Here is a 15332-nt window from a genome sequence, read left to right as displayed (position 1 = left end):
GCCCCTTAGTCCGTGTAGGCTTTGTTGGTGATTGGGGTGACATACCAGCTTTGTTCGGTCAAACCTGATGGGTCTTGAGAGAAATCAGCAAATTTTGGATAGGTATCGAGAATGCTGATGGTTTCAAGTGGGTGCTGCCAATCAAGTGGTAATTCAATCCCCCAAGGGAGGCCGTTACTGGTATGGAAATAAGTACCTGCGCCGGTATCTGTGGCATCATCTTGTTTACCAACATAGCCATAATTGAACTTAGATGTCGGGGTTTTGTTTTTTAAGTGGACTTCAAGTCCGCGGCCTGGATGACCGCCACTGACTTGCAATCCTGTTTCACCATGATAGTAACCAGGCGTCGCAAAGATAAATGGGTCGTAAGGGAATTCGGGCATCTGAGCGCTGGCAACTGGAGAGCTAAATGGAACAATTAGCTCCCAGCTCGGTCGATAGCTGGTACCACAGCCCGCTTCAGTTCTAAACATATTACAACCATCGTCTTCGCCAGACTCTGTTATTGACCATAAATCCTCATGTACAATTAATACGGTATCAGTAGTACCGGACTCAACAATGTCGACCGATTGTAGTTCGCCATTAATATACAGTTTGGTAGAGTCCGTTTTCACATCGCTAGGATCAACGCCCGGTAAGCGAATCGCAAAACCGGAACGATAGGTCCCACCAAGAGCGGCGATTTGGCCTTCGATTTTCAATTGGATTACTTCGTTATTCTGACTGTATTCGGTGTACTTGACGTTCATCAGTACATCGTTCATGTCGTAGTCGCCCATTTTCGGGAATTGGTCTTCATAAGCAAAGGTGGTGTAAGACGCACCTGAAGGGTATGTCTCAACCGTGACACCTTGATCCGTCACCGTGACCAAGTGATCTTCCACTTCCCCAGCACCAACACCACCAGTCGGGCCGACATCGTATGTAGTACTGAGACGGAAACGAGTCCAAGTATCTCCGGCAAGCGCCCAGCTAGGCACAGAGATGTAGAGCTGGTTTTGGCCATCATCGACAAATTCACTGTTGAGTACCAATTCATCATCGTTGAACTCACCATCTTGGTCCCAGTCAATCCAGGCACTTAACACCCCTTCACCATCAGCGCCATCGACTGTTGCGTATACAAAGCTCGTTTCACCCACTTCGAGCGGGACAGGGAAGGCGATGCCATCTTCATCGTTACTGCTGTCTGCGGTGTCGTCTGAGAGAGGGTAGACATAAGCTTCATTTTCACCATCGACAAGAGAACCGAGTTTCAAATCTGTAATACCATGGCGAGCGCCCGCGGCCGCATAAGTGGTTCCGTAACTATCTGGCGCATCACCGAAGTCGGTTGCGTCGCCAGGGATCACCGCGGCAAGCGCACAACGGGCTCCATCATTAGAGTTACTTGATGGACCATAGGCGAAGAATTCAGCACTGGAATTATTGCCATTGATGGTGACTTTGAAGATATGGCCGTTGCCGTTATTACTCAGGTATAAATTACCGTCGACATCAAAATATTGTGCGCCAAACGCAAGGCTGTGTCCGAGCGTATTTTTATCAAGCACTTTGTTTAACTGTGTACTTGTCCCTTCTGCTACGTCGATTTGATACAAATAGCCAGAGTTGTCGACACTGTAAACAAACCCATTGTCAGGATGGAAGGCCATATCGAGAATACGAATATTACCTAATGCTGAGGCCGTAGCGACTTTTGTCATAGCGGCGGTACTAATGTCGATACGAAATAATCCATAGTTGACTCGATAGCCATACCAAGCATTCTCATCAACCGAGACATCACCAACATAGAAAGAGGTTGGGCCGATACCTAAATTACTGACGCTAATAGGGTTAGACGTCAGTTCTGATCCAATTCTCGTCAAAGAACCTGCGCCGTAATCCCAGCCATAGATATAATCATCATGGACACTAAAACCGACACCATTGATTTTCCCGCTACCAACGTTCCAAGAAAGAGCAGAGTAACTACCCACATCTAGGCTTACGCCATAGGCGATAGGGGTTCCTGATGGGTTTTGAATCAGAAAGGCTTGCGTGGGACAGGATGAAAATGGTGTGGCAGCGTGACTTACCGTGCTGACCGCAATCGCGGCGCATAGCAAGGGTAGGTGAATTCTTGCTTCTAGTTTACTCATGACTATCCCTTCATTTTAGAATGCGTAGGAAGGAAGTTGCATAGCTTGTGCCATATTGTTAGTTGTTGAATTTAAAAGAGTTTGTTTTTATATTCTCAATATGAAAAGCTAGGCGTTCATTTTTGAGAATTAAACTGATTGATAAAACCGTCGATGGAGTAGCCGATGCGTGTCGAATTTAAACTGATGGGGGATTCTCGTGCTTGGCGACGAGCTATTGCTGTTGTGTTCATGATCATCACACTCGCTGCTTGTAGCCACCAAGTGGAACAGAAAAGCACGTTCGATCCATTCTGCTCCTATGCGGTTAACGAACTTACCGATCAAATTTCGCCTTACTGTATCGATAATGCTGAGCAAAACGACCCTATCGCGGCCACTAATTTAGGCTATCTCTACTCAAAAGGAATGTTGGTGGAGCACGACCCTCAACGCGCTATGGCTTTATATCATGTTGCTGCTGAGCAAGGCTTTCCGCAAGCGGAATATAATTTAGCTGAGTTATATCGAAGTGGAGTGTATGGTGAAGAGCGGCCAGATCTTGCTCGTTACTGGTATCAAAAATCGGCTGGTCAATTACCCGTTGAGCAAAGGAAAGAAGCTGAATTTATGCTAGGTTTGCTGTGGTTAGAGGGCAGCGGAGGCGAGCAAGACTTAGCCATCGCAAAGCAATGGTTAGTTGAGAGCGTGGATCATGGTCACGCTGAGGCTGCGTATGTATTAGGTAATCTCTATTTAGACGAAGAGAATAACGTGATTGAAGCGATAAAGTGGTATCAAATCGCGACTGAACGAAATTTTGGCCCAGCAATGCATAAGATGGGGCTTTTGTATGTGGATGGATCTCTTGAGGAGAACGACCCAGATAAAGCCAAACCGTGGCTGCTACGTGCTGCGACCTTAGGGTTACCAGAGGGGCAGGTTGATTTGGCAACGCTATTGTATAATAGCGCAGCCACCCGCTCGGATTATGTACAGTGTTATGTGTGGTTAAGCGCAGCCGATTCACAGGGTTTTGAACTAGCCAGTCAGCGATTAAAGTTATTGCAGACAAAATTAACCGCAGGTGAACTAGAACAAGCTCAAATATTGAGTCAGGCGTGTATTGAAAGTGCCTTTCAACGTTGCGAACCACAAGATTAAATATAGAAAACCGAGCCAATTTGGGTTTGATGATAGTTTGCGTTCATTTTCGCAATATGAGAAGCTTCAGCCCTATTTTGTGGTCAAACCGAGTGATTGAATATACATCATGATTATTGAATTTGAAGAGAAGCTACTGACGTTAATTGATGAGCGAATAGCGACCGCTTCGGATGATGAGCTGTTTGCTGGTGGCTACTTACGTGGGCATATTTCTTTATCTGCTGCGACTTGCGAAGAAGAAGGTATCAACGACGTAGATGAATTGAAAAGTCGCATCGTTGCAAGCTTAGAACAAGCCCGTGCGGAACTCACTCCGGCAGATCGTATTGTCGTTAATGATTTGTGGTTGGAACTCAGTAACTACGGCTAAACGACCGCTTTTTACAATACGTATCCCGTCCAAGAAAGTCACACTTTACAACATTGTGGTTGTTGCTTATCGGTTCTGTTCTATGCTGAGCATGGAGCATTATTTAAATCGAAGGGACAGCCATAATGAATATCCTTGCTTTTGCAGCCTCAACCAGTTCAACCTCTATTAATAAAGCCCTCGCATCTTACGCCGCGCAGCAATTAGCCCAACGGGTGGCTGAACCACAAGTGACCTTGCTTGATCTCAACCAATTTGACTTACCGCTGTTTAGTGAAAATGTTGAAAAAGAAATCGGCCAAGCACAAGACGCTGCTAACTTTCTGCAGCAGATTGCTCAGGCAGATGTTTTGATCATCTCGTTTGCTGAACACAATGGTTCCTACACCGCCGCTTACAAAAACCTATTTGATTGGGCATCACGTATTAACCCGCAAGTGTTCCAAAATACTCCGGCAATCTATTTGGCCACTTCACCAGGCCCTGGTGGAGCTCAAAATGTACTGGCGCAGGCAGTTGCTTCGGCTGGATACTTTGGCGCAGATGTTAAAGCGTCACTCTCCATTCCCAATTTTTATGACAACTTTGATTTGGCAACCGGTCAACTTAGCCAAGCAGATTTGGCTGAACAAGTTGTAAAGTTAGTGGAAACGTTGCTCTAGCGAATATTAGATGTTGTGCATCTTAACGTCTGAACGAGACAAAAGTGCCGCCAGTTGATCTCTCCGATCAAAGGCGGCACTTTTTATTACCAAATGTTCAATGAGCATCAATCGTTGGCCATTGAGATTTAGTGCGTCAATTTATAGCACGTCAACTTAAAGCTCGGTGATGGCCTTACCTTTACGAAGTTTGCGCACCCACATACGGCTAGGATCAAGGGTCTCTAATACATCAACGGGTAGCGGTAGAGGATCGCCACAAATTTGTGAGGCCAACAGTTCAGCCATTAATGGGGCTGAACTTAAACCACGAGACCCCAACCCTAGCAAACAGAATAGATCTGGATAGTGTGGCGTAGGCTGTGCTTGCTCAAGATCCAGCTGAGCTAAATGTTCATATTGCGCTTTGACTTGCCCATAATCGGCCAGGTTACCAACAAACGGTAGATGGTCGCGACTGACGCAGCGGATGCCTTGTCGTGATTGATTACCTGACGTATCCACCGCTAATGGCCAGCTTTCATTAGGAACGCAGTGACGTAACTTGTCACCATTTTCTTGTTGTGCAGTGGCATCAAATTGATAATCAAGATAGCTTCGGTCGTAGCTGGCGCCAATACAGTGTTGTTGGTTATTGGGATTCGCTGGCGTCATATAGCCATCATAACAAAGCACACTTTTCAGTGAGCTCAATTCAGGCGTAGTAGGAATATGACTGACTTGCCCTTTGACTTGGCCAAGCGGGATATGCGCGCTCTGCGCGAAACTCGCAAACTCATTACCATTAGCAATGACTACACAATCATGGGTGACATCGCCCGCTTGACTGCTCAGTGTCCAATGGTCATCAATGCGCGTAATCGCGTCGATTTTGTGATTGTATTTAATCTTAAATCGAGCGTCTTTTGTCAATTCGTCAATCAGACCTTGAGTCAGTTGCGCCGGGCACAACCAGCCCCCCAATGGATATTGAATGCTTTCCATCGTAATCGGCAAGCCAATCGCCGCACTGGTTTGCTCTGCGTCGAGGTGATGAATCAGCATAGGATCAAACCTGCCTTCAAGCATCTTGCTCAGTTTAGTGGTCGATTTTTCATCCCACATTAACTGAGTAATACCACACCAATCATGATCGAATGAGATTTTATCTGCCGCTTGATCAACAAACTGGCGCGCAAATAAAAAGCCCGGAGCGAAAACGCGTGATACGCCGCGATGTTCGCCGTTCAATAATGGGTATACCGCGCCTTGGCGGTTGCCTGAAGCGCGTTGGGCCGCGTGCTCATCTTGGCAATAAAGAGTGACCTTTTGCCCACGGCGCAATAGGGCGGTTGCAAGCGTGGCGCTGGCGATTCCGCCACCAATAATGGCAATGTGTTCATGTTGACGGCTTGGAGTACGATGAAACCAAGGTTTGAAGTTTGTCACGGCCTGACGCTCAGTCAGATTGCCTGCAATCATCTCCCGTTTGGTGCCAAAGCCTTTGACTTTTTTCATCGCAAATCCGGCCTCGATTAAGCCTCGGCGGACAAAACCCGCGGCGGTAAAAGTCGCGCAGCTACAGTCTTGCTTCGCTAAACGTGCCATGCCATCAAACAGGTTTTGATTCCACATTTCCGGATTTTTGCTTGGCGCAAAGCCGTCGAGGAACCATGCATCGACCAAACCTTGTGCAGAAACAGGTACTAATGGCATGCAATCTTTGATATCACCAAACCAAAGGTCTAGAGTGATGGCACCATCAGCGAGTACAATACGCTGGCATTCAGGCACTGCGATCGGGTAGTGTTGTTGTAATTGAACAGCGTAGTCGGCCAGTTCAGGCCAAGACTGATGAGCTTTGATTAGGTCCGCTTTACTCAAAGGATACTTTTCAAAGCTAATAAAGTGCAGTTCTTTAAGAGGTGCATTGGGATGCTGTTGTCTAAATTGTTCGAACCATTGCCATACGGCAAGGAAATTTAGACCTGTGCCAAAGCCAGTTTCAGCAATCACAAAACGACGCTGGTCATATTCTTGCCATCTTTCTGGTAGATGATTTTGTTTGAGGAACACATACCGCGTTTCTTCCAAACCATTTACGTTAGAGAAATAGACGTCATCGAATTGGTCTGAAACGGGCGTGCCAGCTTCATTCCAGCCGAGTTGAGCATTGGTAATAGAAGTCATAGTGTCTGATTTTTGTGAATATCGACCATAAATATAGGTTGATTGTACGGTTTTAAGGGAAAGCTGACCACTTTTCCTAGCTAACTTAGTTATCATCTAGCGGTATCTTGAATTATAGGAATGTCATAATGAAACGAGTCGTAATCACCGGTATGGGTATTGTTTCAAGTATCGGTAACAACGTCGAAGAAGTTTTATCGTCTCTAAAAGCGGGTAAATCTGGCATCACTGCTTCAGAGCAGTTCAAAGAAAAAGGTCTACGTTCACAAGTATGGGGTGATCTTAAAATCAACCCTGCAGAGCATATTGATCGTAAGCAGATGCGCTTTATGGGTGATGCGGCGGCTTATGCATACCTATCAATGCAGCAAGCAATTGAAGACGCAGGCTTAGCCGAAGATCAAGTCTCTAACGACCGTACAGGTATCGTCGCAGGTTCAGGTGGTGCATCATCATTAAACCAAGCGGCAGCTGTAGATATTCTTCGCGAGAAAGGCGTAAAGCGTGTTGGTCCTTACATGGTACCTCGTACTATGTCTTCAACGGTTTCAGCTTGTCTAGCAACCCCATTTAAAATCCGCGGCGTGAACTACTCAATGAGTTCTGCGTGTGCCACATCAGCACACTGTATTGGCCACGCAATGGAGCTTATCCAATTAGGTAAGCAAGACATCGTATTTGCTGGTGGTGGTGAAGAGTTGGATTGGACATTGACGATGATGTTCGATGCGATGGGCGCACTATCGACCAAATATAACGATACTCCAGAAAAAGCATCGCGCACTTATGATGCGGACCGTGATGGTTTCGTTATCTCTGGCGGCGGCGGCATGATGGTGATCGAAGAGCTTGAGCACGCATTGGCTCGTGGCGCGAAAATCTATGGTGAAATCGTAGGTTACGGCGCGACATCAGATGGCTACGACATGGTAGCACCATCAGGTGAAGGCGCAGTACGTTGTATGAACATGGCAATGGCAGCCGTTGATGGTGTTGATTACGTCAACACACACGGCACATCGACGCCAGTGGGTGACGTGAAAGAACTTGGTGCTATCCAACAAGTATTTGGTGGCAACAGCCCAGCAATTTCAGCAACCAAAGCGATGACAGGTCACGCACTTGGTGCAGCGGGTGTACACGAAGCGATTTACTCAACGCTAATGCTACACAACAACTTTATTGCGCCAAGCATTAACGTTGATAACCTCGATGAAGCGGCAGCTGGCCTAGATATCGTGACAGAAATGCGCGAAGCCGAGCTTACCACTGTGATGTCAAACAGTTTTGGTTTTGGTGGCACAAACGCGACGCTTGTGATTAAAAAATATCAAGGTTAACTGATTTTGCCAGTCAACGTGGTTGGCATGGCAGCCAGTTTCCAGAGCTTGACTTAGGTAATGCTTAAGTCGAACAGACGCAGATTTTGGCTCATGGAGAGCGAGTCAAATTCCTTTTGTTCTGGATCTTACCGGCCTCAATTGAGGCCGGTTTTTTATGCGTCGAATATTGTTATCTTTCGGCCACTAAGCACATCGCACAATGAATTTCCCCATCTTGACCAGAAGAGATGATGACTTTCTCTCATCCGCAGGTGTACATCTACGCAACAGAGCTGGTATAACACTCTTCTAGACAGAAAGTTTTGCCGATTAATCCCCAACCGACGAATTCACGCAGATGAAAAAAATTCTTATAGATGAAAACATGCCTTATGCTGAGGCGCTTTTTAGCCAATTAGGCGAAGTGATTTTGAAGCCAGGTCGTAGCTTAACTGCCGATGACTTGATCGATGTTGATGCATTGATGATCCGCTCAGTCACTAAGGTAAATGCTGAATTGATCGCGAAAGCGAACAAGCTTAAGTTTGTCGGTACCGCAACCGCAGGCATGGATCATGTTGACCAAGCACTGATGATGGAGAAAGGCATCTTTTTCACCGCGGCGCCTGGTTGTAACAAGGTCGGTGTGGCGGAATATGTCTTCAGTGTCATGATGGTACTGGCGCAACAGCAGGGTTTTTCGGTCTTCGATAAAACCGTCGGTATTATTGGCGCTGGTCAAGTTGGTAGCTATTTACAGCAATGCTTAGAAGGGATCGGGATTAACGTACTCATTAATGATCCGCCTAAGCAGCGAGACGGCGACACCCGTCAGTTTACTGAGTTGGATGAGCTGCTAGAGCGTGCAGACATTATCAGTTTGCATACGCCAATCACCCGTGAAGGGAATTATGCCACTCACCACTTGATCAATGAACAGGTATTGAATACGTTACGCGGTGACCAAATTTTAATCAATGCTGCGCGTGGCCCGGTGGTTGACAACCAAGCACTAAAACAACGTCTCGAGAAAAAAGATGGCTTTACCGCGGCTTTGGACGTATTTGAATTTGAACCAGATGTTGATATGGCACTTCTTCCTCTGTTAGCATTCGCCACCCCGCACGTTGCAGGCTACGGTTTAGAGGGCAAGGCACGTGGCACGACCATGATTTTTAATAGTTATTGTGAGTATTTAGATGAGCCTTTGGTGGCCAGCGCACAAGAGCTACTGCCCGTCGCGCCGATTCCGCAACTAACGTTAGATCGTGGTTGGGATGAAGCGACACTGCACAATTTAACGCAAATCATCTATGATGTGCGTAAAGACGACGCATTATTCCGCCGTCAAATCCAACAGCCAGGCGCTTTCGATCAAATGCGTAAAACGTATTGGGATCGTCGTGAATATGGCGCTGTAAAGTTAGTCGGTGATTCAGAGTGTAATTTGGCACCGCTAGCGAAATTAGGTTTTCAAGTTGAGGTAATTAAATGAGCCAACAATATAACGTGGCCGTTTTTGGTGCGACAGGTGCTGTCGGTGAAACCATTCTAGAAGTATTGCAAGAGCGCAAGTTCCCAGTCGGTAACATTTACCTACTGGCCAGTGAGCGCAGTGAAGGTCGAACTAGCCGCTTCAATGGAAAAACTGTACGCGTAGAAAATGTTGAAGATTTTGATTGGTCTCAAGTTCATATCGCACTATTTTCAGCGGGCGCTGAGCTTTCTGCAAAGTGGGCACCGATTGCGGCTGATGAAGGCGTTGTGGTTATCGATAACACCTCACAATTCCGTTATGAATATGATGTTCCTCTGGTTGTGCCAGAAGTAAACCCAGAAGCCATTGCTGAGTTCCGTAACCGTAACATCATCGCAAACCCGAACTGTTCGACCATTCAAATGGTTGTGGCTCTAAAACCGATTCAAGATGCTGTGGGTATTGAGCGTATTAACGTTTCAACTTACCAATCGGTATCCGGTGCGGGTAAAGCGGGTATTGATGAATTAGCCGGCCAAACTGCGCGCCTGCTGAACGGTGTGCCAGCAGAAAGCGAACACTTCTCGCAACAGATCGCGTTCAACTGTATTCCACAAATCGATCAGATGATGGAAAACGGTTACACCCGTGAAGAAATGAAAATGGTGTGGGAAACGCAGAAAATTTTCAACGATCCAGGTATCACAGTAAACCCAACGTGTGTACGTGTACCGGTATTCTACGGCCATGCAGAGTCACTTCATGTTGAAACTTGTGCGCCAATTGATGCTCAAGATGTAATCCAACTGCTGGAAAATACTGAAGGCGTTGAAGTGTTCCAAGGTGATGACTTCCCGACTCAAGTTCGTGATGCTGGTGGTAAAGACCATGTAATGGTTGGCCGAATCCGCAACGATATCAGCCACCACAGTGGTGTAAACCTATGGGTTGTCGCCGATAACGTGCGCAAAGGCGCGGCGACAAACGCGGTACAAATTGCCGAAGTACTGATTCGTGACTACTACTAATAGTCATACTATTGCTTAGCAAACTCTATAGGCCCTGCGTTTACGCGGGGCTTTTTTAATCAATCTTGAAAAAAATGTGTGAGATTAATGCGATTATTAAGCTAGGGACACATTTTTTGCCACAACGGCTATAGTTTTGCCCTCATGATCCGATATATTTAGCAGATCACTAAATTTATTTCCCACGAGCACCTAACTGAGCCATATATGCGTCGAATTCTCCAACGTCTCCTAATGCCAATCGCCTTAGTAGCCGTGACTCAGACAAACATCGTAAGTGCAGAAAGTATTCGCCTGACAGGGCCAAATGGTGAGCTGCAAAACTCGCCACAATACTCTGAACAGATTACGCGCCATTCATCGGTCGCGAGTGAACCTTCACGCTTCTATGGACCAACCTCAGGGCAAGACACCCTATGGGGAATCTCATCGCGTCTTAAACCGTCTAATCATGTGTCGGTGCAACAGACGCTGCTGGCGATCTATCAGCTCAACCCGCAAGCGTTTGAAAATCAGAATATTCATACTTTGATCCCAGGTAGCACCATTCGTGTTCCTTCGTTAGCACAGGTACAGAGCGTTTCGACTGATGAAGCGGTTCGTATTATGAACTTGCATCAAGCGCGTCTAGATGGCAATGAATCGGCAGGCGATAAAGCGAAACCACAAACGACTAAACCGCCCGTATCAAAGCCTCAGGTTACGCCATCTCAAACGAGCACGGCACCAAGCATTAAACCACAAGCCACTAAGCCAACTCCTGTTAATAAAGCGCCACAAGTCGAGGCTTTAGAGCAGCAACTGACCAGTTCTGAATCCGAGTTAACCGCGCTGGAAGAGAAGAATCATCGCCTACGCTTGATGCTGGCAGAGGTGCAAACTGAAGTTAATGGCTTAAAAGAAGAGCTGGGTGATGAAAATCGCATTCGCTCAGAAGTGGAAAAACTATTAGAAGCAGAACGTTTACGCGTTGCCGAACAACAAAGTAATGCCCCAAGTACATTGGACAATATTCTTTCCAATGGCTGGCTGGTTGCTGGGCTTGCCATCGTTCCTGGTCTTTTGATTGGCCTGATGATCGTGCTATTGCTTGGTCGTAAAAAGGCACAAGCACAGGCTCAAGCAGAACAAAACGATAATTCTCTGCCATCAATGGCTGCCGCTGCGTCAATGGCACCTTTGGCCGCTGGTGCTCTTGATGATGACGTCGAAGATGAACTGGATCTGGATGATGATCTGTTTGGTGAGTCAAGTGATGACGAAACCTTGTTCTCAGATGAGCTTGATGGTGACATCGAAACGACGCAAGAAACGGATATCTTTGCTGGGTTAGATGACAGTACGCTCGATTTCAACCTTGATGATGACGATGACAGCGACCCATTTGCCGCTATTGATGATGACGGCGATCTCGATGAGTCCTTGGCGTCGTTTGATGTCAGCTCCAATGGCATCAGCGTAGATAGTGGTGAAAAAGCGCTTGGCCTTGAAGAGATGGAGCGTGCGCTCAATGATGTAGTCATCGAAGATTCATCGGAAGATGACGACGGTTTCGATCTTTCAGACACTGGCGTGAGCCAAAGTGAGCTTGATGATCTGTTTAGCTCAGCGCTTGACGATATTGATGAGGACGAAGATAGCGCTGAACAAGCGATGCTCGATGAGTTGCTCAGTGAAAGCGCTGAAGGTGATGACGCATTCTCATTTGATAATTTGCTTGATGATCCTGAAGGATTTGATTTAAGTGATGATAGCGAGCCATTAAATCAAACGATTACTTCAGATAGCGATATTGATGACCTATTCGCCCAAGTACAAGCGGAGCAAGAGAGTGTTTCTGAGTCACTTGAATCCGACATTTCAGCGACTGAACAACCAGATGAAGCATTACAGAAATTAGAAGATGAAAGTAACGCATTGTTTGATGAACTGTTCACCGAGTCTGCGGAAGATAGCCAATCAGAGCTGACGAATACTCAAATGCTCGATGAGCTGCTTGATTCTGATGAAAATGGTTTCGATCTCGGCTCTGATGAAGAAAGTATTGATCTGCTGGATGAATGGTTAGACGACAGTGATGAAGAGGAAACACTGCAACTGTCTGATGACTCCACGGCGATGCTTGATGAGTTATTAGGAGAAGAGGACGAGCTAGACAGTGAAGTTGAGCCGAACTTAGAAGCTCAATCGGAAGAGCCTAACCTTGCGGAAAAACCACAGTCGCAAAGTGAAGAGAGTTTAGCCTCAGAAGCTGATGACTTAGACGATATTGCGTTTGATCTCGACTCAGTCTCCATGTTGGATGAGTTGCTGGATGAAGAAGAGTTAGAGGAAAGTACCGCTAAGTCGGCGTATGACGCCGATAGCACGGTTCTACTCGATGAACTTCTTGATGATCATAGTGACAACGATGATGCGTCGTTAAGCGCAGAAGATTTATCGGTTGATGATTTCGGTGACGATGGTATTGATCTGTTTGAAGAGCTGCTTGAAATTGAAAAGAGCCAGCCTGAACAAACTCAGTCGGAAGATAGCTTAGCAACGTTAGAAGCGGCAAGTGAGGTGCAATCAGCACCAGATGCGCAGCCAAGTAATGATGAAATCGAACAGCTGCTTGCATCAACAGGCACAGAGGCGGAAGAGCCAACACTTGACGAACAAGCCGAGCCTGCAGCGCTTAACGATGAGCTAGGACATATTGAAGAGTCAGTTGTTGAAGAAGAAAAAGCGTTTTCGAGCGATGACTTTTTGGATGACATGCTCAATGTGGCGCCAGAATCGGATCCATTGCTTGGTGAGTTCAATTTTGACCAAGTGGAAGACGACGAACTAGTATCACCAGCACTTGACACTGCGGAAAGTGTGAATGAATCCTCCCAGCCAGAGCCAGAGCCAGAGCCAGAGCCAGAGCCAGCGAAAGCGGCACTGCCAACGGTTGATAACGAATTTGGTACGCCAAGTGATGATGATTGGTTGTTTGATGGTGATAGTGACACCGCAGATGCATTAGCGGCGCTACAAGAGCAAACGCCTGCTGCGCCACTTGAGCAAGTGAATGAAACCGCTCAAATTGACGATTCACACAATGAACCGTTAACGCCAGAGCCTGCTCAATCAGCTGAATCTGAATTTGAGCCAGAGTTCGATTTTGTTGAGCAAGATGCCGAGACAGCCGACGTTGCAGAGGTGGAACCTGTCGCTAGCGAAGGTGATGGTTCTCAACACATTGATTCTGTCGATGCGCCTGACGCTCCATTGCCAGAGCCAGAGCCAGAGCCAGAGCATGAGGAACAAGCTGAGTCAGTTGATGTTGCAAACGATCTACCATTTGAGTTTGATGAACTTGAGTTACCTGAATTTGGTGAAGAAGAAGCGTTAACTGACGCTGTTGAGCATCCAGCTGCTGATGATGCACAAGCGAATGAATCATCTTCAAGTGCGAGTGAAGAAGCCCTAGATGAGCCGCAAGACGAGAGTCAGGCTGCATCATCAGATGCGTTCGACGAAATTATCGGTGACGGCGTTTATGACAATGAAGCTGCTAGTGATGAAGCTCATAGCACAGAAACTGTCAGCCCAGAAAACATGGCTAACGAAGAGATTGCCAACGACAAAAGAGATTCCGGCGAAGCGCCTATTGAGCAGCAAACTGAAGCACTAGAAACTGAGCCACAAATCGCTCAATCAGACGCTGAAGAACGTTTTGATTTTGATGACTTAGATCTACCAGAGTATGGCGAAGACGATGCAATAGCGGATTTCAAGGCTGAAATGCCAAATCAAGCCGCATCCATGGCCAATGAGTTATCAACTGACCCCGCGTTCAATTCTGAGTCAGAGTTAAGTGATGTTGATGGTGAAACTCGTTTTAGCTTTGATGATCTTGAGTTGCCTGAATATGGTGAAGCGGATGCATTGGCCGATGCGACAGCCGAAATGGAGCAAGACTCTGATGTCGCGCTTGCAGAAGCGCCTGTAGCAAATGAAGTCGTTACTCAGACGCCAGAGCCAGCGCCAGAATTATCTCAAGAACAGACTCAAGAGCTGCCTCAAACGCAGTCTGATGAAGTGTTTGAGTTTGATACTGCTGCAGACCCTGTAGAAGCGGAGGCGGCTGAGCAAGGATCGGCAGAGCAAGAACCAGCAGAGATTCGCGATGGTGAACAGCTGCAAACAAGTACTGCAGAAGAACCAGAAAGAGCGCCGAGCTTCAATTTTAACGATCTTGAGCCTGTTGACATTGATAATGCTGAGTTGGACCAACGTTTAGATGAACAAGACGTATTGTCTGGTTTATTTGGTGATGCTCCATCTCTAGAACCTGCTCCGCTGGAACCTCAAGAGCATAGAGATAATACAGCGATTAAGTCTGATTATGATGAAAGCGCGTTTAATGAATTACTTGCAGAAGGCGATGATAGCTATACTCCAGTAGAGAAACCGATTGATCAGCGTGCCAGTGATTCGGCTGGGATGGATATCGATGCCATGCTGGAAATGGGCGGCGAAGATTGGAATGGCTTTAGTCTTTCTCCTGAGTTACAAGCGTCTATTTCGGATGATATTCCAGAAGAAGATCGCCATGCTTGGGATGAAGGTAACCAGCCTGCTCAAGCAAAAATCTCAAACGAAGATTGGGAAAATCAAGACGGCCTGATCGACTTCAATCCACGTGACAATCAATATCGCACTATTGACGAATTGATGGCAGAGGTGGACCGCGAAGAAGGGCTGTTTAACCCAGACGAAGAAGCGCTAAAGTTAGATGTCGGTTTAAGTGATTTCCCTGATGTGATAGGTCAGATGTCTGATATTGATGTCGATAGTAATGCGGAAGCATCGGGTAAACTCGATCTGGCTAAAATCTACATGGAAATGAACGACGCTAGTGGTGCTAAAAAACTGTTGGAAGAGGCCATCGTCGATGGTAACGACGACATTCGCCGTGAGGCGAAGCGCCTAATTGACGCAATTAATGGTCGATAACAAACAATAAAGGGGCGAAAGC

9 protein-coding genes are annotated in these 15332 nt (G+C 46.6%); 7 read left to right on the top strand and 2 right to left on the bottom strand.

Translation table 11 applies throughout. The annotated features are described in order from the left end of the window. Positions 1–5 precede the first annotated feature (5 nt). Entirely contained in the window at positions 6–2150 is a 2145-nt protein-coding gene (locus RH86_RS01260; protein WP_009384488.1) for an LruC domain-containing protein, read from the bottom strand. Positions 2151–2315: 165 nt separating this feature from the next. Here RH86_RS01260 and RH86_RS01255 point away from each other — a divergent pair, with 165 nt between their 5' ends. The 3 genes from RH86_RS01255 to RH86_RS01245 all read left to right on the top strand — a co-directional run bounded on the left by RH86_RS01255 (position 2316) and on the right by RH86_RS01245 (position 4328). Then, a complete protein-coding gene (locus tag RH86_RS01255; protein WP_009384486.1) occupies positions 2316–3293 on the top strand; it encodes a tetratricopeptide repeat protein in 978 nt (325 codons plus the stop codon). A 109-nt stretch (positions 3294–3402) separates the two neighbouring features. Then, positions 3403–3666 carry a YfcL family protein gene (locus RH86_RS01250; protein ID WP_009384484.1) on the top strand — a complete coding sequence of 88 codons (264 nt, stop codon included), beginning with the start codon at positions 3403–3405 and terminating at the stop codon, positions 3664–3666. 125 nt (positions 3667–3791) lie between these two features. After that, positions 3792–4328, top strand: a complete 537-nt coding sequence (locus tag RH86_RS01245; RefSeq protein WP_009384482.1) for an NADPH-dependent FMN reductase — start codon at positions 3792–3794, stop codon at positions 4326–4328. A 156-nt stretch (positions 4329–4484) separates the two neighbouring features. On the opposite strand, the gene mnmC is transcribed toward RH86_RS01245, so the two are convergent. Continuing rightward, positions 4485–6497, bottom strand: coding sequence for a bifunctional tRNA (5-methylaminomethyl-2-thiouridine)(34)-methyltransferase MnmD/FAD-dependent 5-carboxymethylaminomethyl-2-thiouridine(34) oxidoreductase MnmC (gene mnmC, locus RH86_RS01240; protein ID WP_009384480.1), 2013 nt, complete (start codon positions 6495–6497; stop codon positions 4485–4487). A gap of 128 nt (positions 6498–6625) precedes the next feature. On the opposite strand from mnmC, the gene fabB reads away from it, so the two are divergent. From fabB to RH86_RS01220, 4 genes are all read left to right on the top strand, one after another. Next, a complete protein-coding gene (gene fabB, locus RH86_RS01235) occupies positions 6626–7837 on the top strand; it encodes a beta-ketoacyl-ACP synthase I (RefSeq protein WP_009384478.1) in 1212 nt (403 codons plus the stop codon). A gap of 340 nt (positions 7838–8177) precedes the next feature. Next, positions 8178–9314 carry a 4-phosphoerythronate dehydrogenase gene (locus RH86_RS01230; protein WP_009384476.1) on the top strand — a complete coding sequence of 379 codons (1137 nt, stop codon included), beginning with the start codon at positions 8178–8180 and terminating at the stop codon, positions 9312–9314. After that, positions 9311–10324 carry an aspartate-semialdehyde dehydrogenase gene (locus tag RH86_RS01225; RefSeq protein ID WP_005598656.1) on the top strand — a complete coding sequence of 338 codons (1014 nt, stop codon included), beginning with the start codon at positions 9311–9313 and terminating at the stop codon, positions 10322–10324. Before RH86_RS01230 ends, RH86_RS01225 begins: the two co-directional genes overlap by 4 nt. A gap of 207 nt (positions 10325–10531) precedes the next feature. Further along, positions 10532–15310 carry a FimV/HubP family polar landmark protein gene (locus tag RH86_RS01220; RefSeq protein ID WP_009384474.1) on the top strand — a complete coding sequence of 1593 codons (4779 nt, stop codon included), beginning with the start codon at positions 10532–10534 and terminating at the stop codon, positions 15308–15310. Positions 15311–15332 lie beyond the last annotated feature (22 nt).

Source organism: Vibrio sp. N418 (assembly GCF_000222565.1).
GTDB lineage: Bacteria > Pseudomonadota > Gammaproteobacteria > Enterobacterales > Vibrionaceae > Vibrio > Vibrio scophthalmi.
The sequence above is the reverse complement of the archived record's forward strand: the minus strand, read 5'-3'. Positions and strand labels throughout refer to the sequence as shown.

Bases quoted from the DNA above. Each gene is read 5' to 3' on its own strand.
- RH86_RS01260 (WP_009384488.1), bottom strand. From the start codon at position 2,150: ATGAGTAAACTAGAAGCAAGAATTCACCTACCCTTGCTATGCGCCGCG.
- RH86_RS01255 (WP_009384486.1), top strand. From the start codon at position 2,316: ATGCGTGTCGAATTTAAACTGATGGGGGATTCTCGTGCTTGGCGACGA.
- RH86_RS01250 (WP_009384484.1), top strand. From the start codon at position 3,403: ATGATTATTGAATTTGAAGAGAAGCTACTGACGTTAATTGATGAGCGA.
- RH86_RS01245 (WP_009384482.1), top strand. From the start codon at position 3,792: ATGAATATCCTTGCTTTTGCAGCCTCAACCAGTTCAACCTCTATTAAT.
- mnmC (WP_009384480.1), bottom strand. From the start codon at position 6,497: ATGACTTCTATTACCAATGCTCAACTCGGCTGGAATGAAGCTGGCACG.
- fabB (WP_009384478.1), top strand. From the start codon at position 6,626: ATGAAACGAGTCGTAATCACCGGTATGGGTATTGTTTCAAGTATCGGT.
- RH86_RS01230 (WP_009384476.1), top strand. From the start codon at position 8,178: ATGAAAAAAATTCTTATAGATGAAAACATGCCTTATGCTGAGGCGCTT.
- RH86_RS01225 (WP_005598656.1), top strand. From the start codon at position 9,311: ATGAGCCAACAATATAACGTGGCCGTTTTTGGTGCGACAGGTGCTGTC.
- RH86_RS01220 (WP_009384474.1), top strand. From the start codon at position 10,532: ATGCGTCGAATTCTCCAACGTCTCCTAATGCCAATCGCCTTAGTAGCC.